The organism is Amycolatopsis echigonensis (genome assembly GCF_002846615.1).
In the GTDB taxonomy this organism is placed as follows: Bacteria; Actinomycetota; Actinomycetes; order Mycobacteriales; family Pseudonocardiaceae; genus Amycolatopsis; species Amycolatopsis echigonensis.
Window position 1 is genome coordinate 4,584,059 of record NZ_PJMY01000003.1, and the last position, 24,669, is coordinate 4,608,727.

General features: G+C 69.2%; 29 protein-coding genes and 1 pseudogene. 14 read left to right on the plus strand and 16 right to left on the minus strand.

Annotated features, from left to right (window positions below):
• Positions 1-49: 49 nt before the first annotated feature.
• The 4 genes from ATK30_RS26805 to ATK30_RS26820 all read left to right on the plus strand — a co-directional run bounded on the left by ATK30_RS26805 (position 50) and on the right by ATK30_RS26820 (position 3,388).
• Positions 50-613 carry a class I SAM-dependent methyltransferase gene (locus ATK30_RS26805; protein ID WP_101437952.1) on the plus strand — a complete coding sequence of 188 codons (564 nt, stop codon included), beginning with the start codon at positions 50-52 and terminating at the stop codon, positions 611-613.
• Positions 614-653: 40 nt separating this feature from the next.
• Positions 654-1,100, plus strand: a complete 447-nt coding sequence (locus ATK30_RS26810; protein ID WP_244194739.1) for a class I SAM-dependent methyltransferase — start codon at positions 654-656, stop codon at positions 1,098-1,100.
• Between the two features lie 158 nt (positions 1,101-1,258).
• A complete protein-coding gene (locus ATK30_RS26815) occupies positions 1,259-2,839 on the plus strand; it encodes an ATP-binding cassette domain-containing protein (protein ID WP_101437954.1) in 1,581 nt (526 codons plus the stop codon).
• Between the two features lie 87 nt (positions 2,840-2,926).
• The gene (locus tag ATK30_RS26820) at positions 2,927-3,388 is read left to right on the plus strand and encodes a GNAT family N-acetyltransferase (protein ID WP_101437955.1); all 462 of its coding nucleotides are present in this window, start codon (positions 2,927-2,929) and stop codon (positions 3,386-3,388) included.
• A 42-nt stretch (positions 3,389-3,430) separates the two neighbouring features.
• Here ATK30_RS26820 and ATK30_RS26825 read toward each other — a convergent pair whose 3' ends face one another.
• On the minus strand, positions 3,431-4,078 hold the full coding sequence (locus ATK30_RS26825) for a TetR/AcrR family transcriptional regulator (protein ID WP_101437956.1): 648 nt from the start codon (positions 4,076-4,078) through the stop codon (positions 3,431-3,433).
• Positions 4,079-4,158: 80 nt separating this feature from the next.
• On the opposite strand from ATK30_RS26825, the gene ATK30_RS26830 reads away from it, so the two are divergent.
• Genes ATK30_RS26830 through ATK30_RS26840 form a run of 3 tightly spaced genes read left to right on the plus strand, consistent with a single transcriptional unit; the run spans position 4,159 to position 6,794 of the window.
• Complete coding sequence (locus tag ATK30_RS26830) at positions 4,159-5,634, plus strand: flavin-containing monooxygenase (protein WP_101437957.1); 1,476 nt, start codon at positions 4,159-4,161, stop codon at positions 5,632-5,634.
• A gap of 60 nt (positions 5,635-5,694) precedes the next feature.
• The gene (locus ATK30_RS26835; protein ID WP_208637431.1) at positions 5,695-6,228 is read left to right on the plus strand and encodes an RDD family protein; all 534 of its coding nucleotides are present in this window, start codon (positions 5,695-5,697) and stop codon (positions 6,226-6,228) included.
• The gene (locus ATK30_RS26840) at positions 6,225-6,794 is read left to right on the plus strand and encodes a hypothetical protein (RefSeq protein ID WP_101437959.1); all 570 of its coding nucleotides are present in this window, start codon (positions 6,225-6,227) and stop codon (positions 6,792-6,794) included. The genes ATK30_RS26835 and ATK30_RS26840 overlap by 4 nt, the downstream gene beginning before the upstream one ends.
• On the opposite strand, the gene ATK30_RS26845 is transcribed toward ATK30_RS26840, so the two are convergent.
• From ATK30_RS26845 to ATK30_RS26870, 6 genes are all read right to left on the minus strand, one after another.
• Entirely contained in the window at positions 6,791-7,525 is a 735-nt protein-coding gene (locus ATK30_RS26845) for an ABC transporter permease (RefSeq protein ID WP_101437960.1), read from the minus strand. The genes ATK30_RS26840 and ATK30_RS26845 overlap by 4 nt on opposite strands.
• Positions 7,522-8,235, minus strand: coding sequence for an ABC transporter ATP-binding protein (locus tag ATK30_RS26850; RefSeq protein ID WP_101437961.1), 714 nt, complete (start codon positions 8,233-8,235; stop codon positions 7,522-7,524). Before ATK30_RS26850 ends, ATK30_RS26845 begins: the two co-directional genes overlap by 4 nt.
• A 73-nt stretch (positions 8,236-8,308) precedes the next feature.
• Positions 8,309-8,884 (minus strand): TetR/AcrR family transcriptional regulator, encoded by a 576-nt coding sequence (locus tag ATK30_RS26855; RefSeq protein WP_101441097.1) that lies wholly within the window; start codon positions 8,882-8,884, stop codon positions 8,309-8,311.
• A gap of 155 nt (positions 8,885-9,039) precedes the next feature.
• Entirely contained in the window at positions 9,040-9,543 is a 504-nt protein-coding gene (locus tag ATK30_RS26860) for a hypothetical protein (RefSeq protein ID WP_101437962.1), read from the minus strand.
• A 327-nt stretch (positions 9,544-9,870) separates the two neighbouring features.
• Positions 9,871-11,445 carry a multicopper oxidase family protein gene (locus tag ATK30_RS26865; RefSeq protein WP_101437963.1) on the minus strand — a complete coding sequence of 525 codons (1,575 nt, stop codon included), beginning with the start codon at positions 11,443-11,445 and terminating at the stop codon, positions 9,871-9,873.
• Positions 11,442-11,831: a hypothetical protein gene (locus ATK30_RS26870; RefSeq protein ID WP_101437964.1), complete on the minus strand. Its 390-nt coding sequence runs from the start codon at positions 11,829-11,831 to the stop codon at positions 11,442-11,444. The genes ATK30_RS26865 and ATK30_RS26870 overlap by 4 nt, the downstream gene beginning before the upstream one ends.
• Before the next feature lie 108 nt (positions 11,832-11,939).
• Here ATK30_RS26870 and ATK30_RS26875 point away from each other — a divergent pair, with 108 nt between their 5' ends.
• Positions 11,940-12,815 carry a LysR family transcriptional regulator gene (locus ATK30_RS26875; RefSeq protein WP_101437965.1) on the plus strand — a complete coding sequence of 292 codons (876 nt, stop codon included), beginning with the start codon at positions 11,940-11,942 and terminating at the stop codon, positions 12,813-12,815.
• Between the two features lie 185 nt (positions 12,816-13,000).
• On the plus strand, positions 13,001-13,936 hold the full coding sequence (locus ATK30_RS26880; protein WP_101437966.1) for a helix-turn-helix domain-containing protein: 936 nt from the start codon (positions 13,001-13,003) through the stop codon (positions 13,934-13,936).
• Here ATK30_RS26880 and ATK30_RS26885 read toward each other — a convergent pair.
• From ATK30_RS26885 to ATK30_RS26900, 4 genes and pseudogenes are all read right to left on the minus strand, one after another.
• On the minus strand, positions 13,923-14,711 hold the full coding sequence (locus tag ATK30_RS26885; protein WP_101437967.1) for a hypothetical protein: 789 nt from the start codon (positions 14,709-14,711) through the stop codon (positions 13,923-13,925). The two genes, ATK30_RS26880 and ATK30_RS26885, sit on opposite strands and share 14 nt — an antisense overlap.
• A gap of 9 nt (positions 14,712-14,720) precedes the next feature.
• Entirely contained in the window at positions 14,721-15,401 is a 681-nt protein-coding gene (locus ATK30_RS26890) for a papain-like cysteine protease family protein (RefSeq protein ID WP_101437968.1), read from the minus strand.
• A gap of 224 nt (positions 15,402-15,625) precedes the next feature.
• The gene (locus tag ATK30_RS26895) at positions 15,626-16,519 is read right to left on the minus strand and encodes a hypothetical protein (RefSeq protein WP_101437969.1); all 894 of its coding nucleotides are present in this window, start codon (positions 16,517-16,519) and stop codon (positions 15,626-15,628) included.
• Between the two features lie 59 nt (positions 16,520-16,578).
• A pseudogene (locus tag ATK30_RS26900) lies at positions 16,579-17,786 on the minus strand (cytochrome P450).
• 95 nt (positions 17,787-17,881) lie between these two features.
• Between ATK30_RS26900 and ATK30_RS26905 the strand changes: the two are divergent.
• Positions 17,882-18,679, plus strand: coding sequence for a thymidylate synthase (locus tag ATK30_RS26905; RefSeq protein ID WP_101437970.1), 798 nt, complete (start codon positions 17,882-17,884; stop codon positions 18,677-18,679).
• Positions 18,679-19,140: a dihydrofolate reductase gene (locus tag ATK30_RS26910; protein WP_101437971.1), complete on the plus strand. Its 462-nt coding sequence runs from the start codon at positions 18,679-18,681 to the stop codon at positions 19,138-19,140. Before ATK30_RS26905 ends, ATK30_RS26910 begins: the two co-directional genes overlap by 1 nt.
• On the opposite strand, the gene ATK30_RS26915 is transcribed toward ATK30_RS26910, so the two are convergent.
• Both ATK30_RS26915 and ATK30_RS26920 read right to left on the minus strand, forming a co-directional pair.
• Positions 19,137-19,382: a hypothetical protein gene (locus ATK30_RS26915; protein ID WP_101437972.1), complete on the minus strand. Its 246-nt coding sequence runs from the start codon at positions 19,380-19,382 to the stop codon at positions 19,137-19,139. The genes ATK30_RS26910 and ATK30_RS26915 overlap by 4 nt on opposite strands.
• A complete protein-coding gene (locus ATK30_RS26920) occupies positions 19,379-20,548 on the minus strand; it encodes a winged helix DNA-binding domain-containing protein (RefSeq protein WP_101437973.1) in 1,170 nt (389 codons plus the stop codon). Before ATK30_RS26920 ends, ATK30_RS26915 begins: the two co-directional genes overlap by 4 nt.
• A 107-nt stretch (positions 20,549-20,655) precedes the next feature.
• Here ATK30_RS26920 and ATK30_RS26925 point away from each other — a divergent pair, with 107 nt between their 5' ends.
• Positions 20,656-21,102: a VOC family protein gene (locus ATK30_RS26925; protein ID WP_101437974.1), complete on the plus strand. Its 447-nt coding sequence runs from the start codon at positions 20,656-20,658 to the stop codon at positions 21,100-21,102.
• 67 nt (positions 21,103-21,169) lie between these two features.
• Here ATK30_RS26925 and ATK30_RS26930 read toward each other — a convergent pair whose 3' ends face one another.
• On the minus strand, positions 21,170-21,613 hold the full coding sequence (locus tag ATK30_RS26930; protein ID WP_101437975.1) for a MarR family winged helix-turn-helix transcriptional regulator: 444 nt from the start codon (positions 21,611-21,613) through the stop codon (positions 21,170-21,172).
• A gap of 79 nt (positions 21,614-21,692) precedes the next feature.
• On the opposite strand from ATK30_RS26930, the gene ATK30_RS26935 reads away from it, so the two are divergent.
• A complete protein-coding gene (locus ATK30_RS26935; RefSeq protein ID WP_167442018.1) occupies positions 21,693-22,928 on the plus strand; it encodes an amidohydrolase family protein in 1,236 nt (411 codons plus the stop codon).
• Positions 22,925-23,611: a GNAT family N-acetyltransferase gene (locus tag ATK30_RS26940; protein ID WP_101437977.1), complete on the plus strand. Its 687-nt coding sequence runs from the start codon at positions 22,925-22,927 to the stop codon at positions 23,609-23,611. Before ATK30_RS26935 ends, ATK30_RS26940 begins: the two co-directional genes overlap by 4 nt.
• A gap of 136 nt (positions 23,612-23,747) precedes the next feature.
• Here ATK30_RS26940 and ATK30_RS26945 read toward each other — a convergent pair whose 3' ends face one another.
• Together ATK30_RS26945 and ATK30_RS26950 are read right to left on the minus strand one after the other, a co-directional pair.
• Positions 23,748-24,314: a YceI family protein gene (locus tag ATK30_RS26945; RefSeq protein ID WP_101437978.1), complete on the minus strand. Its 567-nt coding sequence runs from the start codon at positions 24,312-24,314 to the stop codon at positions 23,748-23,750.
• 25 nt (positions 24,315-24,339) lie between these two features.
• Complete coding sequence (locus ATK30_RS26950; RefSeq protein ID WP_101437979.1) at positions 24,340-24,669, minus strand: rhodanese-like domain-containing protein; 330 nt, start codon at positions 24,667-24,669, stop codon at positions 24,340-24,342.

Here is a 24,669-nt window from a genome sequence, read left to right on the forward strand (position 1 = left end):
TGTGCCCGAGGGCTCGCAGGGTGGAACGGGAACCAGGAAAGGAACCGTTGTGCCGCACGCATTCGATCAGGCGTATTGGGACGAGCACTGGGCTGGCGCCGCCGGGCACGCGCAGCTCGGACCGCATCCGCAGCTCGTCGAGGAGGCGGGGAAACTCCCGCCCGGACGAGCGCTGGACGCGGGCTGCGGGGAGGGTGCGGAAGCGCACTGGCTCGCCGAGAACGGATGGCAGGTGACGGCCGTCGACCTGTCGGAGGAAGTGCTGCGACATGCGCGCGAACGCTCGAGCAAGGTCGAGTGGGTCTGCGCTGACCTGCTGAACTGGACCCCGTCCGGGCAGTTCGACCTGGTCGCCACGCACTACGTGCACGCCGCCGGCCCGTTGTTCGGGCGGCTCGCGGAGTGGGTCGCGCCGGGCGGGACCTTGCTGGTGGTCGGGCATCACCACGGGGAACTGCATCCCCCGGAGTCGACGATCACCGCCCACGACGTCGGGCTGGACGATGAGCAGTGGGTGATCACGGTCGCCGAGAACCGCACCCGGAAGGTCCCCGGCGGGGAACTGCACGACACGATCCTCTGTGCGCGAAAGGTTTCTTCGCCGAACGCGTAATGAGTGGCGGCCCGGGGCTGGTCGGCAGTGCACTGGAGCGGTGGCGGCATACGACGAGATCGCCCGGCTGCCGATCGCCCAGGCCGACGCCGCGCGGCTGCCGGTTCCGGACAGCAGCGTCGCCGCGGTCGTCTCGGTGCTCGCGCACACCGACATGCCCGCGTATTTCGCCGTGCTGCGCGAGGTGGCGAGAGTACTGCGGCCGGGCGGAGTGTTCGTGAACCTCGGCGTCCATCCGTGCTTCTGCGGTGGGTTCGCCGACCGCGGCGACCCGGCCGCGGTGCTCGTCCGCCCTGGCTACCTCGACGGGCACTGGACCAAGGAATCCTGGACCGACCAGGGAATCCGCGCCAAAGTCGGGGCGACGCACCGGCCGTTGCCAGCATTGCTGAACGCGTTCCTCGACGCCGGTCTGACTTTCGATCGGTGCGCCGAGACCGGGGCCCCGCTCCCGATCGTGCTGGCGGTTCGCGCGGTGAACCGCTAATTCGGATGCGCGCCGCCGGGAAGATCTTTACCCTGGCGATCGTGATACAGCACCAGCTCTACCTCTGAGGGAGCACCGCCTCCACCGGTGCCGCGCGCGTTCGCGGCACCGGCCCTCGTCCTTGTTGCTGATCACGTTTCCTCGGAGGCATTTCCTTCATGACATCTCCGCTTTCGCCTGCGCTGGTGCGCACGGCGCATGTCCGGCTGTCCGACGTCCACGTCGCCTTCGGCGGCCGTCCGGTGCTTGCCGGGGTCGATCTGGTCGCGGCGGCCGGCGACCGGGTCGCCGTTGTCGGCGAGAACGGGCGGGGCAAGACCACCCTGTTGCGCGTGCTGGCCGGGACTCAGCCGGTCGACCGCGGCGAGGTCCGCCGCGCGGGCACGATCGGTGTTGCCGACCAGCAGATTCCCTTGGGAGAGCAGGAAACCGTCGGTGATCTGATCGATCTCGAACTGGCGGCTGTCCGCAATGCGTTGGCCTGTTTGGAAGCCGCGACGACCGCGCTCGCCGAAGGACAGTCCGGTGCGGACGACGCCTTCGCCGCCGCGCTCTCGGCCGCCGAAGCCCTCGAGGCGTGGGACGCGGACCGGCGCGTCGAGGTTTCGCTGGCCGCGCTGAACGCGGTCGACGATCGGAACCGGCCGCTCGGCACGTTGTCGGTCGGGCAGCGGCATCGGGTCCGGCTGGCGTGCCTGCTCGGCGCGGGGCATTCCGTGCTGCTGCTGGACGAGCCGACCAACCACCTCGACGCGTCCGGTCTCGCGCACCTGACCGAGCGGCTGCGCGCGTACCCGGGCGTGGTCGTGCTGGTGAGCCACGACCGCGCGTTGCTCGCCGATATCGCGACGTCCGTGCTGGACCTCGACCCGTCGAGCGATGGCCGGCCGCGCGGTTACGGCGGCGGCTATGCGGCGTATGTCGAGGCCAGGCAGGCCGAACGGGCTCGGTGGGAGGCACTGCACGCCGAGCAGCTCGCGGAACGACAGCGGCTGGCGGACGACCTTTCCGCTGCACAGAACCGATTGCGCGACAACTGGCGTCCGGAAAAGGGCCACGGCAGGCACACCCGCGCGACCCGTGCGCCCGGGTTGGTCCGCGCCGTGCACCGGCGGCAGGAGGAGCTGAGCGCGCACGTGGTGGCTGTTCCGCCGCCACCGGCTAGGTTCACCATGCCGGAACTGCCGCAGCACCAAGGAACAGTCGCGCTGCGGGCGTCCGGGGTGGCCGTCGCCGGACGGCTGGACCACCCCGTCGACCTCACCCTCGGCGGCGCGGACCGGCTTGTCGTCACCGGCCGGAACGGGGCGGGAAAGTCGACCCTGCTGGCGGCTCTGGCCGGGGCGCTGGAGCCGACGTCGGGCACCGTCACGCGCGCCCGCTCGGTGCGGATCGGCTGGCTGGGCCAGGAATCCGGCCTCCCCGCCCGGCGGACTGCTGCCGAACTGCTCGAACAACGGTTCCCGGGCGCGGTTGACCTGGGCTTGCTCAGCGGATACGACCGCCACCGCCCGATCGCCGAGCTGTCGACCGGAGCCAGGCGACGGCTGGATCTGGCACTGGTTCTGACCGCGCGCCCGCAGGTACTACTGCTGGACGAGCCGACGAACCACCTGTCCGCGACGCTGGTGGACGAGCTGACCGACGCCCTGCACTCGACCCCGGCCGCGGTGGTGCTGGCCACGCACGACCGACAGTTGTTGCGCGACACGGCTTCCTGGCCGCGGTTGGCGCTCTAGCCCGGACCGCACCCGATGTGACGCACCGAACGGCACATTGGGTGCGGCCGCAACAACCGCGAAACATCCGCGAGGCAGCCTGGGGTCATGCCGCTGCTGATCGACCGAGCCGACTTCGCGAACCCGCAACTCCGGGCCTTCCTCCAGGCGCACTTGGACGACCTCGCACCGACCGCCCCCGCGGAGAGCAGGCACGCCCTCGACCTGGCCGCGCTCCAGCGTCCCGAGGTCCGACTCTGGACCGTCCAGGACGACCAGCGCATCGTCGGCACCGCAGCCCTGGCGGCACTGGAACCGCGGCACGAGGAACTGAAAAGCATGCGCACCGACCCCGCCCGCCGCGGGGAAGGCATCGCCCGCAGGCTCCTGGATCACCTGCTCCAGGACGCCAAAGACCGCGGCATCGAACGTATCTCCCTGGAGACCGGCAGCATGGAGTTCTTCGCCCCGGCCCGCGCTTTGTACCGGCGAGCGGGCTTCACCCCGTGCGCACCGTTCGGAAGCTACCGGGACGACCCGAACAGCACCTACTTGTCTCGTCGCCTCTGAGCTGTCACAGATGTCCGCGGAGGACAGCGACCCTGACCGCCGTCAGTCTCGCCTGGCCGCGATCCCGTCGTACATCATCCGCCGCACGGCCTCGCTCAGCCGGCGCTGGTCGTCGGGATCCGGGTTGCGCAGCGAGGCGATCGCCGACGCCAGGATCATCCCGTTGATCGCCCGCGCGCTGTTCTCGATGTCGAGATCCGCGCGCAGGTACCCGAGTTCCACGCCGTGCGACAGATACGCCGCGGTCAGCTCCGTGGCCAGCTCGAAGAAGTCCAGCACCCGCGCCGCCATCGCTTTGTCGATACCGGCGGCTTCGAACAGCAGGAGCCGCGGCACGCGCGGGTCCTCGCCGAAGATCTGCGCCAGCGCGTCGCCGATCCGGGCGGTCTGCTCGCGGTAGGCGTCCAAAGTAGACACCGCGTCCGGCGCGTTCTCCGCGGTGAGCGCGGTGACGATGCGGGCGACCAGGTCGTCGATGACGTGGTCGACGATGTCGCGCTTGTTCTGGAAGTAGCGGTAGAAGGTGCCGTGCCCGATGCCGAGCTTCGTGGCGATGTCGGAGATGCCGGTGGCGTGGTAGCCGAGGTCGGCGAAGCAGTCGAACGCCGCGTCGATGATCTCGCGGCGCAGTTCCTGCTTCTTGCGCTCGGCGCGCGTGGTGCGGGCGCTCTCCTGGGACTCGGCTGTCACGCACTGCAGTGTATTGCCAAGCTCGCCGGAGTGACATACCGTTCCGTTACTGACAAGTAGTTCCGGACGAGAGGCCAGGCATGGACGCGCAGTACGACGCAGTCATCGTCGGCGCGGGCTTCGGCGGCATGGGGGCGGCCATCCAGCTCCGCCGCCTCGGCTACCGCGACCTGCTGATTCTCGACCGCGAGGACGACCTCGGCGGGACCTGGCACGTGAACCGGTACCCGGGGCTGGCCGTCGACATCCCGTCGTCCACCTACTCCTACTCGTTCGAACCCAATCCCTACTGGTCGCGGCTGTTCGCGCCGGGCGCGGAGCTGAAGAAGTACGCCGAGCACGTCGCGGACAAATACGGCCTGCGCGGCTCGATGCGCTTCCGCACCGTGGTGACCGGCGCGACCTGGGACGGCTCTTGCTGGCGGGTCAGCATCGAGGGCGGCGAGACGGTCACCGCGAAGTACCTGCTCACCGCCACCGGGTTCCTGTCGCAGCCGAAGATGCCGGACATCGAGGGCATCGACCGGTTCGCCGGCAAGGTCATCCACACCACCGCGTGGGACGACAGCTACGACCTCGCCGGCAAACGCGCCGCGGTCATCGGCACCGGCGCGACGGCCGTCCAGCTGATCCCGGAGATCGCCAAGGTCGCCGCGGAGCTCACGGTCTACCAGCGCACGCCGATCTGGGTCAGCCCGAAGCCGGACTACGCCGTGCCGAAGCCGCTGCAGCAGGCGTTCGCGAAGCTGCCGCTGGTGCAGCGCGCGGTGCGGCTGGCGGGCAGTTCGGTGCTGGAGCTGATGATGATCTCCGGCGTCGTGCAGTACCGGCAGTTCCGCGGAGCCAACCGGATCGCCGAACGCTGGTGCCGCGCGCACCTGTACCGCCAGGTCCGCGACCCCGAACTGCGCCGCAAGCTCACCCCCGACTACTCCTTCGGCTGCAAGCGGCCGACGTTCTCCAACGACTACTTCCCGGCCTTCACCCGTCCGCACGTGCACCTCGAAACCACCAGCATCGAGCGGATCGACGAGACCGGGATCGTGACCGCGGACGGCAAGCGCACCGAGATCGACACGCTCGTGCTGGCCACCGGCTTCAACCTGTGGGACACGAACTTCCCGGCGATCGAGATCATCGGCCGGGACGGCAAGAACCTCGGGAAGTGGTGGCGCGACAACCGGTTCCAGGCCTACGAGGGCGTCACCGTGCCCGGGTTCCCGAACCTGGTTTCGCTCAACAGCCCGTATTCCTACAGCGGCCTGTCGTACTTCACGACCATCGAATGCCAGATGAAGCACCTCGACCGGCTGTTCAAGGGGATGCGCGCCCGCGGTGCGGACACCTTCGAGGTGACCCAGCGGGCGAACGACGAGTTCCTGGACCGGATGAAGCACAAGGTCGGGCACTCGGTGTTCGCGCTCGGCCAGTGCGCGACGGCCAACAGCTACTACTTCAACCAGCACGGCGAGGCGACCCTGCTGCGGCCGACGTCGACGATCAGCGCGCATCGGGAGGCGGCGCGGTTCCCGCTGGAGGATTACAGTTTCGCCTGAACCCGGGTGAGGTGCGCCCGCCAGGGGAACCTTCGGCGCACGAGCGGCGTCGAGTGTGGCGTGAAGACTGAGCAAGACGTCCTGGCCCGCGTCCGTACGCAGGCCGAACCCGTCCTCGGCAAGGGCGTGGCGGCGCGGATTCGCGCGTTCGAGAACGGCGACCTGTACGTCGAGGCGCGCACCGCGTCCACGATCTGGGCCTGGCTGGTCGACGTCCTGCTGGTCACCGGTCTCTCCGTGGCCGCGGCGGTGGCGTACTACTTCAGATCGACCGCCGTCGACGCCGCGGCCGGGGCGAGCGTGATCGGCGTGGCGGGCCTGTTCGTGCTGCCGCTGCTGTACGGCTGGTTTTACGGCAACGGCCGCGGCCTCGGCGCGTTGTTCAACGGGATCCGTCTCGTCCGGCTCCGCGACGGCGGCCGGATCGGGCTCGGCAAGGCGGGCTGGGCGATGCTGGTCCGCACGCTCGGCTTCGTGATCATCGCGCTCGGTGTGCTCAACGGCGACGTCACGGTGGCGAACGGGGTCCGCACGAGCATCGACGTCCGCGAGACCGAACGGCTTCGCGCGGCCGGTTTGGTCGGGAAACCGTGAGCGGATACGAGGTCCGCGCGGTCGCCGACACTCCCGAACAACGGCTGCGCGACTACACCGCGCGGCTGCAGGCGATCGTCACTATGCGGCGGGTCTACCGGGTGATGACGGCCAGCCTCGCCGGGCTCTTCGGCATCAGCGGGCTTCTGGTCGGGGTACTGGCGCACTCCGCCGCGGGAGGTTTCAGCCTGGCGGGCGGCGGGGTCTTCTTCGCGGTGCTGTGGCTCGGCGGGGTCTTGATCTGGCGGGGCAGGCCCGCCACTGAACGGGCGTTGCACCCGGGTTCGCGTCCGCCCGCCGGCCGTACGCCGGGGAACGTGCGCGGGGCTTTCTTCGCCGCAGCGGGCATGGGCGGCTTGGCCGCTGTCGTATGTGGACTGTCCTTTATGTCCAGCCACGCGCCGGACGCTGTGCTGAAGCTGGCGATTGCCGGGGTCGGTACCTTCGTGGTCTTCGCCGTGTTGTTCGTCCCGCCGGGATACGTGTACGCCCAGTCCGACCAGTACTTCGCGAAGTGGCTCAACCGCAACCGCGCGGCTTACGAGGCCGCGGCGAGGCGGCTTTAAGGCGTACGACGGCGCAGCGTCGCCGCTCCGAGACCCAACGCCAGCACCGCGCAGCCGAGCACGACGAGGATGTTGCGGGTCAACGTCGTCGTCCAATCCGCGCTGTGCGTCACCTGGGTCAGCGCTTCGACGGCATAAGACAGCGGCATCACGTCCGACAGCCAGTGCAGCACCCAGCTCATCTGGTCGCGAGGCTGGAAAAGCCCGCACAGCAACGTTTGCGGCAGCACGAACAACGGCATGAACTGCACGGCCTGGAACTCGCTCGTCGCGAACGCGCTCACGAACAGGCCCAGCGCCATGCCGAGCAACGCGTCGAGCACGGTGATCAGCAGCAGCGACCACACCGAACCGGCCACCGACAGTCCGAGCCACCACAGGCTGACCGCCGTCGCGACCGCCACCTGCAGCACCGCGACCAGGCCGAACGCCAGTGCGTACCCGGCGAGCAGGTCGAATTTCCCGAGCGGCATCGTCATCAGCCGTTCCAGGGTGCCCGCGGTGCGTTCGCGCAGGGTCGTGATCGAGGCGATCAGGAACATGATCACGAACGGGAACACGCCGAGCAGCGCGGGCGCGATCCGGCTGAACACCTCGGCCGAGTTGAACACGAAGCGCAGCAACAACATCAGCAGCGTCGGCACGAGCACGAGCATCACGACGGTGCGCGGGTCGTGCCGCAGCTGGGCGAGGATGCGGCGAGTGGTGGCGAGGGTGATCGAGACAGTCATCGCTGGGCCTTCACCAGGTGCAGGAACGCGCGTTCGAGGTCTTGTTCGCCGGTGGCCGCGCGCAGGGCGTCCGGCGAATCGTCGGCGAGCAGCGCGCCGTCGCGCATCAGCAGCAACCGGGTGCAGCGGGCGGCCTCGTCCATGACGTGGCTGGACACCAGAAGCGTGGTGCCGTCCGCGGCGAGGCGATGGAAGACATTCCACAAATGCTCGCGCAGCAACGGATCCAGTCCGACGGTCGGCTCGTCGAGCACGAGCAGTTCGGGTTTGCCGAGCAGTGCGACGGCGAGACTCGCCCGGCTGCGCTGGCCGCCGGAGAGGCGGCCGACCAGTGCGTCGGCGTGCGAACCGAGACCGACCTGCTCGATCGCCTCGGCAATCGACCGGGACGGCGCGCCCAGCACGGAGGCGAAGTAGCGCAGGGATTCGGTGACCGTGAGGTCGGCGTAGACCGCCGGCGCCTGCGTGGCGTACCCGATCCGTCTGCGCAGCCGACGGCTTCCGGCGGGTTCGCCGAGCACCGTGACCGTGCCGCCGTGGGTCACCTGCACGCCTACGACAGCGCGCATCAACGTGGTCTTCCCGCAGCCGCTCGGCCCGAGCAGCCCGGTGACCGACCCGGGCTCGACGCGGAAACTCACGTCGCGCAGCACCTCCCGGCCACCCCGGACGACGCGCAGGCCGTCGATGACCACCGCGGAATTAGTCATGTGTTTAATTCTGCGCGCGCGGAATTTCCCTGTCAAGCACGGGAGCGGTGCGGGCGGCGCCAGGGGCGGGTGGTCAGGCGCGGTCGACGTACTGCTGCACCGCGGGGGCGATCAACGCGACGACGTCCTCGTGCGAGGCTCGGGCGAGGGGGTCGACCTGGACGACGTAGCGGACCATGGCCAGACCGACCAGCTGGGCGGCGATGCCGGTGACCCGCAGGGGCGGGATGTCAAGCGCGTCGGCGATCTTGTCCAGCAGCGCGCCCTGGATGAAGCCGCGCAGCATGTCCGCGGCCTGTTCGGTGGTGGACACCGAACGCAGCACGCCGAAGAACGCGTCGCGGGAAGCCGGGGTTTCCCAGAGTGTCAGGAACAGCCGGACAAGGCGTTCGCCGACCTGCGGCCGCGGGCCGTCGAGGATGGCGGAAACCACGGCGCCGGGGTCGGCCGGGAGGTGCAGCGCGGTCGCGAAGACCTGGTCCTTGCTGCCGAAGAAATGGTGCACGAGCGCGGGATTCACGCCCGCCTCGGCGGCGATCGCGCGGATCGTCGCGCCCTCGTACCCGTTCCGGCCGAACAGGTCGCGCGCGGCGGCCAGAATGGCCTCCCGCGTCTCGGTCTGCCCAGGGCGGCGTCCCGTCCGTGCCATCGGCGTCCTTTCGTCCGCTCCAGTATCGCGGGACCACCGGCGGTACAGCTGGCCGTGCCTGATCTTTTCCGTGAAGACCGACGAGGCGGCGCGGCCGGGCTGGTATCGGTCGACGTGACGCACGCGGTCACCTGCGCACTCCGGAACCGCCCGGTCTAAAGGCTCAGATGATGCCGGTCCTCAGCGCGTACGCGACCGCGTGCGAGCGGTTCCGCAGGTCGAACCGCACCAGCAGCGTGCTGATGATGGGCCTCGCCCTCACTGGCGTGGAACTCGTTCGTCAACCTGGTCGCGCGGACGTCCTCCGGTTCGGCCGCCGGCACCCGAGCGGCCAGTGCGTCGAGGATGTTCTCGCGCGTCGCGGAACCTCGGTGCAGCACTGCGGACAGGCCGAATCCGCCGAGCCTGCTCAGTTCGGCTTCCTTGATCCGGTCCGCGACCAGCACCGTGCGCACGTCTGGAATCAGCGCCGTCCGGCGGATCCGCGCCAGGTCGGCCAGGGTTTTCTCCCGGAGCTCCGGCACGATCACGAGCAGGATGTCCGCACGCGGAACCTCGCCGGGAGCCAGCACTGCGTAGCCGGGCGTGCCGCGCAGATACGCGGCGGCGCCCCCGCCGCTGATGGGATCGTGGGCGATGATCGCCACGCGTTCGGGCAATGCGCTCAGGTCAGCTCACAGACCAGTCGTTCCCGGCGGCAGCGCCGCGTCCCCTCCGCTTCAGCCGAGGATCCGTGGTTCGGCGGGCATGGTCGATCCCCCGCGCTGCCGAAACGCGGTAGTGCCTGCGGTACCTCGGCAGCCCAGCATCCAGTGAAGGAGCCAATCGAACGTTAGTGCTTGTAACCGCAGTTGCACCATAGCACTGGACGCGAGTCCAATGTTGATGATTGCCGCACGACCGGGTGGCATTCATGGGCCGCTTCGCCGCGCTGAGCATTCCGGGACCAGCCCCGCGCGCACCGCGCTACCTTCGCCGCGCGCCGGCTAAACGGTCTTGAACGTGGCCATCATCCCCATGTCCTCGTGTTCGGCGTTGTGGCAATGGAACATGTACCGTCCCCGGTAGCCGTCGAACCGCGCGATCACCTCGACCGCTTCCCCAGGCTGAAGGTCCACAGTGTCCTTTCGGCCGACGTCGTGCGGCGCGGGATCCTTGCCACCGCGGGAAAGCACCTGGAAGTGCACCAGATGCAGGTGGATCGGATGGTGCAGGTCGGCGACGAACCGCCAGATCTCGACGTCGCCGAGCTTCGGCTGGGCCGCGACCTTGGTCGGGGTGAATGCTTCGCCGCCGATGGTCCAGCCGTGCCTGCCGTTGAACTGTCCACTTCGGAACGCGAACTCGCGCGTCACCGTCGCTTGTGCACGGTCAAGCCGCTCCACTTCGGACAGTTTGGCCGGGACATGACTGTCGTCGTTCGCTCGCCGGGTGACCCGGAAACGCATTACCTGCGCGGTGGACCCGGTGCCAAGACGGTTGACCAACGTGACCTCGGTGCCGAGTGGATAGGCCCCGAAATCGACCACCGTGTCGTACCGTTCGGCGGGTGCGATCGGCAGATGCTCGTGTGCGCGCGGGGCGTCGAGCAAGCCCTGATCCGAGCCGATCTGCGTGAACGAGGGTCCGCTCGGCGGCGGTGGGGTGAGCGCGAGGTCGTAGCGGCGGGCGTTGGAACCGTTGAGGAAGCGCAGCCGGTACCGGGTCGCTGACACTTCCGCGACCGGCCACGGCGCGCCGTTCACCAACAGCACGTCGCCGAGAACTCCTGCCGCGTAAGCATCTTCGACCCCCGGCACGATCCGCAAGGACGGATCCAGCGACGGGTACCGCATCGACCCGTCCTCGGCGAACGCGCGATCGGTGATCATCAGCGGCAGTTCCCGCTCACCGCGCGGCAGCGGCAGGGCGTCTTCCTCGGCGTCGCGGACGATGTGCAATCCGGCGAGTCCGCGATACACGGCCGGACCGGTGAAATCCATCCGGTGGTCGTGGTACCAGAGCATCGCGGCCTTCTGCCGCAACGGGTACGTGTACTCGCGGGTGCCGGTGGTGACCACGGCGTCGGGGTCGGCCATTCCCGAATGCCCGTGCCCGGCGCTGGCGAGATACCGGCCGTCGGCGGGCAGGACGAGGTCGGTGGCGTATCCGTCGGACTCCGGTGGCGTGCGTCCGCCGTGCAGGTGCACGACAGTCGGTACCGGAAGTTCGTTGCGATGCCGGACTATCGTGGTCCGGCCGCTGCGTGATTCGATTGTCGGTCCGGGGAAAATGCCTTCGTAGCCCCAAATCGGTGTGCGCAGCCCAGGCAGGATTTCGGCGGTGCTCGCCCGTTGCACGATCTCGTATCGATCGACGCCGCCGTCCCGGGACACCGGTTTCAGCACCGGCGGCAGCGGCAACGGCACCTGAAACGGTTGCGGCAGTGGCACTTCGCTGGTCAGCAGTTGACCGGTGGTGGCGGCCGGCCGCAACAACCGAGGGGTGACGAACCCGGCGGTGAGCACCACTCCCGCACCACCGGCCAGCCCGAGAAACCGGCGGCGCGACATCCCGCTCATCGCCGCGCCCCGGTCCGCCAGATGCCGAACAGCACCCCGAGCGCGATCGCGACCAGTGCGACGCCGAGCGGAATGTGCAGGTCAAGCGCACCTGCTTGCCCCGCGAAGTACTGCGCGGTTTCGCCGCCGGCGAGCAGCAGGCTCGCCCAGAAGGGCCACTGGACGCCGCCGCGCCACCAGTACAGCGCGGCAGGCACGAGCTGCGCCAACGCGACCGTCGACACGATGTTCGCGCCGAGTTCGTGCATCGCCAGCATGCCGTAATCGCCGATCAGATACCGTCCGGCGAACACCGGCTGGCCCAGGATCGCGACGGCGTGCACCGTCACGAAAACCCGCAGCACCACCAGCAACGTCCGCCCGCGTGTCAGGACCGCTTCGGCCACCGCTTCCCCCTTGTGCGCGTAAGTCTTCCCCCGAACAGACGCTAAGCTGAAGTTCTCATGCCGTCCAAGACCAAATTCGCCATGCATTCATGACCTCGGAGCTATGAGATGGACCTGCTGCAGTTGCGCTACTTCCAGGCGGTCGCCTACCGCGGCCATCTCAGCCAGGCGGCGGCCGACCTGCGGATCGCCCAGCCGTCGCTGAGCCGGGCGATCGCGCGGCTGGAGGCGGATCTCGGCGTGCCGCTGTTCGAACGGGCCGGGCGGGGGCTGCGGCTCAACCACTTCGGCGCCACGTTCCTGCGCCGCGTCGACCGGGCGCTGCGCGAACTCGACGACGCCCGCCAGGAACTCGTCGACCTGGCTGGTCTGGACCATGGCCGGGTCGCGGTCGCGTCGGAAACCCTGCTCACGCTCACCGGCCTGATGAGCGCCTTCCGCGCGGAGTACCCCGGCGTCGAATTGCGGCTGTATCAATCGTCGGCGGAAACCATGGCGCAGCAGCTGTGCGCGGGCGAGGTCGACCTGTGCTTCGCTTCGCAACCGCTGCTGCAGCCCGGCCTGCAAACGCGGGAACTGCTGCGCGAGGAGGTGCTGCTCGCCGTGCCCAGCACGCACCGGCTGGCGCGGCGCAAGCGCGTGCGGATGGCGGATCTCGCGGACGAACCGATGGTGACCACCCGTCCCGGCTACTGGCCGCGCACCCTCGCTGACCGCCTCTTCGCCGAGGCCGGACTGGAACCGAACTACTCCTGCGAGAGCGACGAACCCGGCGCGACCGGCCAGCTGATCGCGAGCGGGCTGGGAATCGGTTTGGTGCCAGACGTTGCCCGGCAGTCCGTCAAGAGCGGGGCGGCGGTCGGGCTGCGGCTGGATGTCCCGGATTGCTCTCGGACGTTGTCGGTGGTGCGGCGTGCGGACACCTATCTGTCCGCGGCGGCGCAACGGCTGACGGAGTTCGCGACGGATTACTTCGCGGCCTGAGGACCTGCGGACGCTGCTCTTCGACCGGCTGGCCGACGAGCAGTTGCGCCGTCTGGCGGGGTCGAGGGGGTGGCTGAGCCTCCCCGGGGCGGGATGATTTGCCCGATTCTCGACCATGGACGGTTGTTGCCCGGTCACGAACTGCTCATGCTGAACAGTTATTCGGCACGAGCAGGGGAAGCCAGATGCAGCAGCAGAGCTTGGCGGTCCGGTGGTCGGCGCGAACAGTCCGGTCCGGCCCGTTTCATCGCGCGTTGTCCGAGGCCGTCGACCGGCGCGGGTTGTCCCTTTCGCGGCTCCGCGCGCATCTCGCCGCGCACGGGGTTTCGGTCGCCGAGTCCACGCTGAGCTACTGGCAGCGCGGCCTGCGCAGTCCGTCCGCGCCCCGGTCGCTCGATGTCGTGCGCGCTCTGGAGTCGGTGCTGAACCTGCCGCCGGACAGTCTGGTCGTGCTGATCGGGCCGCACCGGACCACGGACGCCGACCGCCGTCCGTCGCTTCCGGAACTCCAGCAGAGCTGGGCCGAGACGTTCGCCCTGCGCGACGAGCTGAGCGGAATGCCCGGCAGCGAGGAGAACGCGGACCTTGACGTCGCGACGGTGGTCGACGTGCTGACGCTCGGTGCGCAAGGGCGGACCGAGGAGATTTCGTCGACCATGGTGGTGCGGGCGCGAAGACCCGGCCCGGACAGTTTCCTGGTGACGCACCAGGACGAGGACGGCAGCGACGTCATGGCGACGGAGATCGTCGCGGTCGACGGCTGCCGGGTCGGGCGGGTGCGGCGCAGCGCGCGGTCGGCGGGGATGGTGTTCGAGCTGCTCTTCGACCGGGGCCTCGCCGAGGGGGAGACGCACACGTTCGGGTTCACGCTGCGTCCCTCCGCCTCGGTCCGGCCGGGGAATTTCCACCGGGTCGTGCGCTCCCGCATGTCGGCGTACCTGCTGCGGCTGCGCTTCCACCCGGCCGCGCTGCCCGCGCGCTGCCTGCGGACCATCCGGCCTCGGGAAGACCTGGAGCTGCTGGTCCGCGAGCCGCTGTTCTGCGGGCCGGGGAACACGGTGAGCGCCTATTTCGAGGAACTCGGCGTGGGCATCGCCGGGGTCGATCTCATTTGGGAGTGATCCGGCGTTTCGTCCAGCGCCACACCAGGAATCCGCCGCCGAGGGCCACCGCGGAGCCGAACACGATCAGCCCGGCGGTCAGCGAACCAGGCGGCCCGGAGTCGCGCTGCTGGAGAACGGCCTGCTTGAACCCGATCCCGCCGCTGTGCTGGTAATCCGACCCGGGCAGTTTGTTGGCATACCGGGAACGCACCTGCTGCTGGTATTCGGCGATCGGGGTGAACTGGCCGACCGGCGACTGCGGAAGGCTCGCCTGCAACAGCACGACGCCGTCGCGGCCGAGGTCGTACCACCCGTTGATCTGTGGTTCGTTCAACAGCACCGAACCGGGGCGCAGCCGAGCGCTGAGCGTCTCCTCGTCGTTGCCGGACAACACGTTCCCGACCGACCAGCCGCTCGGCGCGGAGTGGTCGGGCGCGGCGCGGAGGGTGGCCTTCGCTCCCGTGGCCGCGGTGGCCGTCACCGCGATCGCCCGCAGCACTCCGGCCGGTGCGCCCGGTTTCGCCGTGACGAAGTCGGGATTGAGCGTGTAGACCGGGATTGCCTTGTGCCCCACCGTGATCCGGCCCGGGTCGGCGTGGCCGGCCTGCCGGAAGTTCGACTTGGCGAAACTGATCGCGCGTGCCGTTTCCGCGGCTTTGACCGCGGCCGCGACGTCCTGCTCCGACGGCGGCGCGACCCACGAGGCCCCGGCGGCCTCGGCGGGACCGGCGGACAGGAGCGCCGCGACCGCGATCGCCGCGCCGGCGGCGAACCTCCGGCAGATCTCACCCATGGCGGCCGGTCAGCCCTTCCTGATGTTGACGATGGTGTCGTTCCAGGTGAACTGGGCGTTGCTCTGGTACTGGTTGTAGTCCCAGGTCTGGTACCGCTGGTAGCTCGGCCACGGGTCGCCGATCATGATCGAGTTGTTCGAGCTGTCGTATCCGTAGATCACCTCGGCGTGGCCGCCGCCGGAGGTCCAGTAGATGCCGGTCAGGTTCAGGATCCCGGAGTCGACCTGGTTCTGGATCGACGAATAGCTGATCGGCCCGTTCGCGCTCTCCGCGGAGAATCCGGTGCCCTGGAAACCCTGCACGATCTCCGAGATCTGCCCGCCCTCGTTCGGGCAGTAGCCGACCTGGGTGCCCTTGCCCGCCGCGCAGAATTCCTCCTGCGAGGCGGTGCCGCCCTGCGACTGCTCGATGCTGGAGCCGTCCGCGGCCCAGCACCATTGGTCGTTTTGCTGCACCTGCTGGGTGTAGTCGAGCTGCTTCGCCGAGGGCAGCGCGTACGCGGCGCGGACGCCGACCGGCTGGATCTCGCGCACCTGGGTGTGCGTGGCGGTCTTGACGAGGCCGTTCGGCTGGTGCGCGTCATTGGTCGACTGGGCCAGCGCGGTACCCGGCAGCAGCGCCACGGCAAGCGCGGCTGCCCCGGTCGCCACCGTGATCCGGACGGTCCTCCGGGCGGGTCGGTAATCCATCGAATCTCCTTGTGCCAGACGGGGAAGGGAGCTCGCCGGGGTCGACCCGGCCGAGCATCACTGTGTGCTCGCCCGCTCCCGCAGAGCAACGGCTCCGGCACGCGGTGTGAGTGTTCACAGCCGCTTTCGCGGGAAAATGACTGGCACCGCCGCGGTTTCGCTCACCGCGGCGACAGGTAATTCGCAATATTCACAGCGCGTTCACCTCCGTTGAACCGCTGCGCTCAGGACAATTCGGCCTGCCGCCGCCGTAGTTCGTCGATGATCTGGTCGACCACGGCGCGGTGGGCTTCGAGCCGGGCGAGCGTCAGGCTGATCGCCTCCCGCACCTGTTCGACGTCCTCGGCCGCGATCTCGACGTGGTCCGCCCGTTCGGCGGTGGTCGTCCCGACGGTCACCGGACGGTCGGCGCGGGGGAGAGGCCGCCCTTGCGGTTCCCGGTCGAGCCAGGACGCCAGGTCCCGGATCTCGTCCTCCAACCGCACCGTCCACGACTGCCGGCACCGTTCTGACCGTCCGGGATCGCGGCGTTCCCAGCCCGCCACGACCATGTCCTCGATCGCCTTGGCCGCGGTGCGGCACGCGACTTCCAAGCGGGGCAACGGATCCAGCCCGACCGTTGAGATCTCCTCCAGGATCGGTTCGCCCGCGGTCCACACCCCGTCGACGGTGTGGGTTTCGGCGACGTCGTGCGCCGTGGCGAGCAAGGCGCTGATCGCCTCGCGCACCTTCGCCACGTCGGCCGGGTCCAGGTCTTCGTCGGTCAGGCGGTGCGGCGACTCGGCGCGCGGCGGGCGTTCCTTGCCCGGCCAGGAACGTTTCCCGCCGCGCCGCCGGTAGTGCTGCTGCATCGCCTGTTTGGACCGGTTGCCGTACTCGGCCCCCAGCTGTTCCCAGGTCCAGCCGCGGTCGAGAACCGCTTCGATCAGCGTGACCTCGGCGCGGTCCAGATCGTGCCGGACGTCCGGGACCAGGTGCAACGCCCCCGCCGCGTCGTCGGCGCTGAGGTCTTCGCCGCGGTGGCGTCCGGATCTCGCCGCGCGCACCAGTTCGCTGAGGAAGGGGTTTTCGCGGTGCCGGAAGTACCGGGTGGCCATCGCCTGCACGGAGTCCGTCATGTACGTCAACGTATAGGTTGACGACGAAATCCGTCAACTGATCCGTTGACGGGTGCGCGTCACCAGGTCACGGGCAGCTCGTGGACGCCGTAGATGTTCATGCCGGTCCGCAGCGGCACCTCGCTCGGCGGGACCGCGAGCGCGAGCGTCGGGAAGCGGCGCAGCAGTCCGGCGAACCCGGCGCGCATTTCGATCCGGGCGAGCTGCTGGCCGAGGCATTGGTGCACGCCGTGGCCGAACGACAAATGCGTGCGCGCTTTCCGCTCGACGTCGAGTGCGTCGCCCTCGGGGAAATGCGAAGGATCGCGGTTCGCGGCCAGCATCGAAACGAGCACGGTCGACCCCTGGGGATCTTTTCGCCGCCGAGTTCGAGGTCTTCGGACGCGTAACGGAACAGGACGTCGACCACCGCGAGATACCGCAGCAATTCCTCGACCGCGCCGGGAATCAGGCCCGGATCGGCGCGCAGCGCGGCCAGCTGCTCCGGGTTTTCCAGCAGCGCGAAAGTGCCGAGCGCCAGCATGTTCGCCGTCGTTTCGTGCCCGGCGAGCAGCAGCAGAAACCCGATCCCGACCAATTCCTCGAGGCTGAGATCGTCGCCGCGGGCCAGCCCGGACAGGATGTCCGAGCCGGGGTCCGCGCGCTTGTCGGCCGCCAGTTTCCCGAGATACGACGTCATCGCGGTCCAGGCGGCCATTTTGTCTTCGATGCTCTGGTCCCGGAGCATGATTTGCGCGGAGTTCTTCTGGAACATGTCCCGGTCCGCATACGGGACGCCGAGCATTCCGCAGATCACCAGCGACGGCACCGGAAGCGCGAATTCGGCGACCAGATCGACCGGCTTCGGGCAGGCGGCGAGGTGATCGAGCTGCTGTTCGGCGATTTCGACGATGTGCTCCTCGAGCCGTTTCATCCGGTTGACGGTGAACGTGCCGGTGAGCTTCCGGCGCAACCGGGTGTGGTCCGGCGGATCCATCGTGAGGAACAGGCCGGGCACCTGCGGCGACGGGTCGAACTCTTCCTGCGCCTCGGGCATGCTCGGCGTTTCGTAGGGCACGTGCACCGGGCCGAGGTCCTGGCGCGAGCTGAACCGCGGATCGGCGAGCGCCTGGCGGACCTCGGCGTAGCCGGTGACCAGCCAGCCGTCGTGCCCGTCCGGGAACTTCAGCGGGCTCACCGGCCGGGTCTCCCGCAGCCGGGTGATGGCGGACGGCGGGGCGAACGGGCCTGCGTCGCGGTCGAGCGGCAGGCCGGGCGGGCGGGTCATCTTCGTGGTCCCCTCTCCGGTGGTGGTGCGACCAGCGTCACCGCGGCGGCTGACATCCCGCTGACACGGAGCCGGCTCGACTAACATCGGCAGGCATGCCGGACACGCAGTACGAAGACCTGCTTCAGCACGTGCTCGACACCGGAGCCCGCAAGGGGGACCGCACCGGTACGGGCACGCGGTCGATTTTCGGGCACCAGCTGCGCTACCGGCTGGCCGACGGGTTCCCGCTGATCACCACGAAAAAGGTGCACTTCCGCTCCATCGCCTACGAATTGCTGTGGTTCCTGCGCGGAGACTCGAACGTCACCTGGCTGCGTGACCACGGCGTCACGATCTGGGACGAATGGGCGGCCCCGGACGGCGACCTCGGCCCGGTGTACGGCGTGCAGTGGCGGTCCTGGCCGACGCCCGACGGCGGGCACATCGACCAGATCAGCGAGGTCCTGCGCACGCTGCGCGAGAACCCGGATTCGCGGCGGATCATCGTGTCGGCCTGGAACGTCGCGGACATCCCGCGGATGGCGCTGCCGCCGTGCCACGCGTTCTTCCAGTTCTACGTCGCCGACGGCGAACTGTCCTGCCAGCTGTACCAGCGCAGCGCGGACCTGTTCCTCGGCGTGCCGTTCAACATCGCGAGCTACGCCCTGCTGACGCACATGATCGCCGACCAGGTCGGCCTGCGCGTCGGCGATTTCATCTGGACCGGCGGGGACTGCCACATCTACGACAACCACGTCGAGCAGGTGCGCAAGCAGCTTTCCCGGGACGCGCGGCCGTTCCCGTCGCTGAGCCTGAAACCGGCGGAGAGCCTGTTCGACTACCGCTACGAGGACATCTCGCTGGAAGGCTACGACCCGCACCCCGGAATCAAGGCTCCGGTGGCCGTCTGATGATCGGACTCATCTGGGCGCAGGCGGCGAACCGCGTCATCGGCCGCGACAACGCCTTGCCGTGGCACATCCCGGAAGACATGAAGCATTTCCGCACCGTGACCGCGGGCGCGACGGTGCTCATGGGACGGCGCACCTGGGAGTCGCTGCCGGAGCGCGTCCGGCCGCTTCCGGGACGGCGGAACCTGGTGGTGTCCCGCACGCCGCAGGAGGGCGCGGAAACGTTCCCCAGCCTGGAGCAAGCGTTTGCGGCCGCCGACGGCGACGTCTGGGTGATCGGCGGCGCGCGGATCTACCAGGAGTCGCTGCCGTTCGCCGACCGGATCGAAGTGACCGAACTGCGCGAGCCCTTCGAGGGCGACGTCTACGCGCCGGAGATCGGCCGGGAGCCGGACACGGTCGGCGAATGGCAGGAGTCGAAGAACGGCCTGCACTACCGGCACCTGAGCTGGGGGTCCTAGCTGACCGCGGGCCCGACCGTGCGCGTGTCTCCGTCGAGGTTCGCGACCGGCCCGAGCGGGACCGACAGCGGGGAGCCGCCGTGGCCGAGCCCGATCGCGCGCGGGGCTTCGAGGAACAGCATCCCGGCGATCCGGTGCGCCCGGCGCCGCCGCGAGCGGCGATGACCGCGCGCACGCCGGGATCGCGGTAGCCGTCGTTGGATCGCGAGCCGGATTCGCTGCGGCAGCACGACGTCGGTCATCCGGACCCTCGGCTTGCCCGGCCGCGGACGATGGGCGGCACATAACCCGAGGCGACCACCTCGCCGTCGAACCAGGCGGTCAGCTTTGCCGCTTCTTCTTCCAACGCCGCCGCGGCAGCGAGAGACAGCGGCTCGATCGGCACGACCCGCACCGTCCCGTCCGGCTGCTGAGTCCAGGTCCCGACGATCCGCCCGTTCCACCACGCGGTCGGACCGGCGTTGCCCGCGCCGTCGAAGAGGTGCGGTCCGTGGTCGCCGAGGTAGAAGTCGCGGCGGCGCCAGCCCATCGTCGTCGGGTCGAGGGCCGGAAGAAGCGCCGCCCAGTCCTCGCCGAGCCGGACCTGCTCTTCATCGTCGGGATGCAGCCACGCCGGGGTTCCGTCCTCCAGCAGGGCGGGCATCGCACCGACGTCGTCCAGCGCCCGGCGGACGGCGGTTTTCGTCGCGCCGAGCCACCACCCGAGGTCGTCCTCGATCCCCGGCCCGAACGACCACAGCCACCGCCGCACCAGCTCGCGGTAGCCCTCCCGTTCGTCCAGCACGCCCGGATCCTCGCCGAGCCACTGCTCGACAGCCGTCCACACTGGACGCGACACCTGCCAGCGCCCGGCGTTGTCCCCGCGAATCACCGAACCGCCCGCCGCGAGCACGGACAGCACTCTGGATCCCACCGGGGCGAGCTCGGTGGGCCGTCCCTCGGCGGCGATTCGTGCGTTCAGCTCGGGAAGGCGAGCGCGTAGCTGCGCGGTGGTCCCGGGTGCTTCCCGGATCGCTGCTAGCGCCTCGGCGCACCGGTCAGCGACCCACGCCGGACCATTGTCGATCCCGGCTAGCTCGGCGTCTTTGGCCAGCCGCGCGGTCAGCTGCCGAACCACTCTGGCGGAGGCGCTTCCCCTTGCGGCGGCGAGCAAATCGACCGGGAAGGCGAAGACGGTCCGGCGCATCGCCAACTGCCGCACCACAGTCCGTCGGCCGAACAAAGCGTCCGAAATGGACTCTCGGTCGGCACGGGACCGGGCGTACGCGGACAAGTAGATGCTGCTGGACTCAGTGGCGTGCAAACACGTGACCGCGCGGACGGCGTCCTCCACGCAGGCCGCGGCGCTCGCCAGTGCGTGCCGCAGCCCGATCCGGTCTCGTCGCTCGTCGTCGGTCACCTTGCGCATGGTTTTCGATCATGCCGGAAGTAGCGGTCACTCCCTGACCGCTACTGCTGCGAACCTCGGTTCTGGCGCGGGAACGACTCCGGCGCGGGAATCGAGGAGTCGAAATCATGGCAGTGCACGCCGTCGCCCACTTGAACTTCCGGGGCGAGGCCAGGGAGGCGCTCGAGTTTTACCGGTCGGTGTTCGGCGGGGACGTCCGGATCGCCACGTACGGCGACTTCGGCATGCCCCAGGACGCGCCCGGCTCGGACCACGTGGTGTTCGGCCAGGTCGTCGGCGAAAACGGGTTCCAGGTGATGGCCTACGACGTCCCCGGCGGGGCCGCCGCGGCGCCAGTCGGCGAAACCACGCGCGAGAACGGGATGACGATCACCACGGAGAAGTTCTTCCTGTCCGTCGACGGCGATTCCGTCGACGAGGTCGGCGAGTTCTGGAAGAAACTGTCCGAGGACGCGACGGTGATCGAGCCGTTCGGCCCGTCGCAGTGGGCCCCGGCGTTCGGCATGCTCCGGGACCGCTTCGGGATCACCTGGATCCTGCAGGTCGCCGCCTAGCCCGCCGGTCCGCGGCCGGAGTTCTGCGCCGGCCGCAGACCGGCTTCTCACACCCGGGCGCGTCCGCTCACTCGGCTGGCTCGGCGCGCGCGATGGTCTCGTCGGCCCACGATCGGATGGCCTCGAGCTGCGAGGGGCTCAGCGTGTCCAGGAAGTGGCGGCGAATGTTGGCGCCGTGGACCACCAAAGCCTCCTGAATGACCGAACGGCCGTGCGCGGTGAGGCTGATTCCGGTCCGCCGCCGGCTGGGGCCGCTGCGGGTCGGGGTGACCAGGTCGCGCGCCTCCATCCTGGTCAGCTGATGCGAGACGCGGCTCTTCTCCCAGCCGAGGGATTCGACCAGGTCGGCGACGCGCGCCTCGTGGCCGGGGATGCGCCACAGGGTCACGAGGACGCTGAACTCGGCCTTCGAGATGCCGCATTCGCGCTGCAGTCCACGATCCAGTTCCCGGGTGAGCAGGCGTTGCGCGCGCACCCAGGCGTTCCACAGCTCCCAGTCATCGGGCGTCATGGGCAGAGAGCGTACCTGGAGAGTTGACTCATCAACTCCGACGGGCCTAGAGTTGATGTATCAACTTCTGGGAGGGTTCATGCGGACATTGCTCAAGAACGGGACCGTCGTCAGCCTTGATCCGGCGGTGGGGGATCTCCGGCGCGGAGACGTGCTGATCGAGGACGGCCGGATCGCGGCGGTCGGCGCGGCGATCCAGGCCGAGGCCGAAATCGTGGACGCGACCGGCAAGATCGTCCTGCCCGGGTTCGTCGACACCCACCGGCACACCTGGCAGACGGCGTTCCGGGGGATCGGCGCGGACTGGACGTTCGCCGAATATCGCGACGCCATGCACGGCGTGCTCCGGCCGCACTACCAGCCGGAGGACGTGTACCTCGGCAACCTGCTGGGCCGTCTCGAAGCGCTGAACTCGGGCGTGACGACCCTGCTCGACTGGTTCCACTGCTCCGACCGGCCAGAGAACGCCGACGCGGCGATCGACGCGCTCCAGGAGGCCTCGGGAAGGTCGATCTTCTGTTACTGCGCAACGGAGCCCGACGACGTGGCCCGGGTGCGGAAGCGGCTGCCCGCCGACGAAATGACGTTCGGATTGCGCGGGCCGATGTTGACCACAATGGACACCACGGCCGCGGACGTCGCGTTGGCGCGGGAACTCGGGCTCCGGGTGAGCATGCACGTCCACGGCGCGGTGTGCGATTCGCTTCCCGAGATGCACGAACGAAACCTGCTTGACGACCGGACGACGATAGTTCACGGCAACGGCCTCACCGACGCACAGCTGGCGATCCTCGCGGACGCGGGCTGTTCGGTGACGGTCAGCCCGGACGTCGAGCTGAAGATGGGGTTCGGGTGGCCGGAAACGGGACGGCTGCTGGCCGCCGGGATCCGGCCGTCGTTGTCCATTGACGACTGTCCGTCCGCTGGGGGTGACATGTTTTCGGCCATGCGTACCGCGTTCGCCGCGCAGCGCGGTCTGGACGGCGGACTCGTCGCGCGCGATCTGCTCGAGTTCGCGACCCTGGACGGTGCGCGGACCTGCGGGCGGGAAGACCGGGCGGGCAGCATCAGCGTCGGAAAGGACGCGGATCTGGTGCTCATCGACGCGGAGGACCTGTCGGTGTTTCCGGTCAGCGACCCGGTGTCCACAGTGGTCACCGCGGGGCATCCGGGGTTGGTGGACAGCGTTTTCGTGGGGGGACGGCCGGTCAAGCGGGACGGCCGGTTGCTGGGCGTCGATCTGCCGAAGCTCAGGGCCCGGGTGCTGGAATCGCGCGACCGGATCGCGGCGGCGGCCGGATTGGTGCTCGCGTGAAGGTTCTGGAGACGGACCGGTTGCTGCTGCGGCGCTTCACCGAGGCGGACATCGAGCACCTGGTCCAGCTCGACAGCGACCCGCGCGTGATGCGGTTCCTCACCGGCGAGCCGACGCCTCGCGCCGAGATCGAGCAGAAGGTGCTGCCCGCCATCCTCGGCGATTACGAGAAAGGCCCGGCGGGCCGGTGGGCGGCGATCGAGCGGGCAACGAGCGAGTTCATCGGCTGGATTTCCCTGCAGCCGCCGGAAGACGGCAGCACGACTGAGCTGGAACTCGGCTATCGGCTGAGGGCGCGGGCCTGGGGCCGCGGCTACGCGACGGAGGGCGCCCGGGCGGCGATCCACAAAGGATTCGCCGAACTGGGCACGCAACGGGTCTGGGCACAGACAATGGCGGTGAACACCCCGTCGCGCCGGGTGATGGAGCGGGCCGGGCTGAAGTACGTCCGCACCTTCCACTTGCACTTCGACGATCCGTTGCCGGGCACGGAACACGGTGAGGTCGAGTACGAACTGACCCGGGAGGAGTGGACCGCCAAGAACGGACGCTTTGCCGGTCACCTTGACGGAGCGGGTCGACGACCGGCTGCTGCGGACGAGTTCTCTGTCGCGGCTGGCACCGCAGAGCGGGAATCTGGAGCTCGCGCTCTCGTATCACTTGCGAGCGCTCGGCGCGTTTGACCGACCAGAGGTCGCCGCCGGCGGAGATCGAGGTTCGGAACCGGCTTGGCGCCTGCCGCGGTGACGACCGAGGCGAACTGATCGGCCCGCCCGGCCGGGTCGGCCACCGCGCCGACCCGGCCGGTCCGCTTCCCGATCAGACGGAGCGGATCGCCTCGACCTCGAGGACGAGTTCGATTTCCTTGGAGACGAGCAGACCGCCCGATTCGAGCACCATGTTCCAGACCAGTCCCCAATCCTCGCGGTTGATCTTGCCGCGGGCGGAGAACACCGCGCGATCGTTTCCCCACGGATCGCGCGCGTGGCCGAGATACTCCACGGCGAGGGCGACCGGATGCGAGACGTCCTTGATGGTCAGGTTTCCGACCATGGTCGCCTCGCTGCCGGACGCGGTGACCGACACCGATTCGAACGTCGCTCGCGGATGATGTTCCACGTCGAAGAAATCGCCGGAACGGAGATGCTCGTCTCGGGTCTGATCGCCACTGTCCACAGTGGCCATGTCAATGACCGCGCGCACGGTGGTGTCTTCGATTTCCTCGCCGATCTCCAGTGTGGCGTCCACCCCGGTAAACCGGCCGCGGACCTTGGTGAGCAGGAAATGTCTGCCCACGAACCCGACCTCGGCGTGCCCGGGGTCGACCTTCCAGGTCCCCGCGGCGGGAAGTTCCGTTCCGGCGACTACGCGAGTTGCGTCTGTCATGGTCTGCTTCAGTCCCTTCTGGTGCTCAGTTTCCGGATTCGGTCGGCAGTCCGGCCGCGATCCAGTCGGCTTTGCCCTCGTCGTAGTCGAAGACCTGGGTGTAGCCGAGTTCCGCCAGATGCTTCGCGACGGTGCCCGAGTTCTGGCAAGGCGAGTCGGCGCAGTAGACGATCACCGCGGAGTCCTTGTCCGGCAACAAGGTCGGCGCGAGCTTCTCGACGTCGTCGACCGGCAGGTTGAGCGCGCCGGGAAGATGCGCCTTCGCGTAGTAGCCGGCGGGCAGGGCCTCGACCACGATCGCCGAGCCGGCGTCGATCCGCTTCTTGACCTCGCCGCGCGTGATGGGTTCGACCAT

Coding starts and splice junctions, on each gene's coding strand:
- ATK30_RS26885 (WP_101437967.1), bottom strand. CDS start 14,711: ATGGGTGAGATCTGCCGGAGGTTCGCCGCCGGCGCGGCGATCGCGGTC.
- ATK30_RS26880 (WP_101437966.1), top strand. CDS start 13,001: ATGCAGCAGCAGAGCTTGGCGGTCCGGTGGTCGGCGCGAACAGTCCGG.
- ATK30_RS26875 (WP_101437965.1), top strand. CDS start 11,940: ATGGACCTGCTGCAGTTGCGCTACTTCCAGGCGGTCGCCTACCGCGGC.
- ATK30_RS26855 (WP_101441097.1), bottom strand. CDS start 8,884: ATGGCACGGACGGGACGCCGCCCTGGGCAGACCGAGACGCGGGAGGCC.
- ATK30_RS26910 (WP_101437971.1), top strand. CDS start 18,679: ATGATCGGACTCATCTGGGCGCAGGCGGCGAACCGCGTCATCGGCCGC.
- ATK30_RS26930 (WP_101437975.1), bottom strand. CDS start 21,613: ATGACGCCCGATGACTGGGAGCTGTGGAACGCCTGGGTGCGCGCGCAA.
- ATK30_RS26820 (WP_101437955.1), top strand. CDS start 2,927: ATGCCGCTGCTGATCGACCGAGCCGACTTCGCGAACCCGCAACTCCGG.
- ATK30_RS26925 (WP_101437974.1), top strand. CDS start 20,656: ATGGCAGTGCACGCCGTCGCCCACTTGAACTTCCGGGGCGAGGCCAGG.
- ATK30_RS26945 (WP_101437978.1), bottom strand. CDS start 24,314: ATGACAGACGCAACTCGCGTAGTCGCCGGAACGGAACTTCCCGCCGCG.
- ATK30_RS26895 (WP_101437969.1), bottom strand. CDS start 16,519: ATGACGGACTCCGTGCAGGCGATGGCCACCCGGTACTTCCGGCACCGC.
- ATK30_RS26935 (WP_167442018.1), top strand. CDS start 21,693: ATGCGGACATTGCTCAAGAACGGGACCGTCGTCAGCCTTGATCCGGCG.
- ATK30_RS26905 (WP_101437970.1), top strand. CDS start 17,882: ATGCCGGACACGCAGTACGAAGACCTGCTTCAGCACGTGCTCGACACC.
- ATK30_RS26850 (WP_101437961.1), bottom strand. CDS start 8,235: ATGACTAATTCCGCGGTGGTCATCGACGGCCTGCGCGTCGTCCGGGGT.
- ATK30_RS26915 (WP_101437972.1), bottom strand. CDS start 19,382: ATGACCGACGTCGTGCTGCCGCAGCGAATCCGGCTCGCGATCCAACGA.
- ATK30_RS26920 (WP_101437973.1), bottom strand. CDS start 20,548: ATGCGCAAGGTGACCGACGACGAGCGACGAGACCGGATCGGGCTGCGG.
- ATK30_RS26865 (WP_101437963.1), bottom strand. CDS start 11,445: ATGAGCGGGATGTCGCGCCGCCGGTTTCTCGGGCTGGCCGGTGGTGCG.
- ATK30_RS26830 (WP_101437957.1), top strand. CDS start 4,159: ATGGACGCGCAGTACGACGCAGTCATCGTCGGCGCGGGCTTCGGCGGC.
- ATK30_RS26845 (WP_101437960.1), bottom strand. CDS start 7,525: ATGACTGTCTCGATCACCCTCGCCACCACTCGCCGCATCCTCGCCCAG.
- ATK30_RS26890 (WP_101437968.1), bottom strand. CDS start 15,401: ATGGATTACCGACCCGCCCGGAGGACCGTCCGGATCACGGTGGCGACC.
- ATK30_RS26815 (WP_101437954.1), top strand. CDS start 1,259: ATGACATCTCCGCTTTCGCCTGCGCTGGTGCGCACGGCGCATGTCCGG.
- ATK30_RS26950 (WP_101437979.1), bottom strand. CDS start 24,669: ATGGTCGAACCCATCACGCGCGGCGAGGTCAAGAAGCGGATCGACGCC.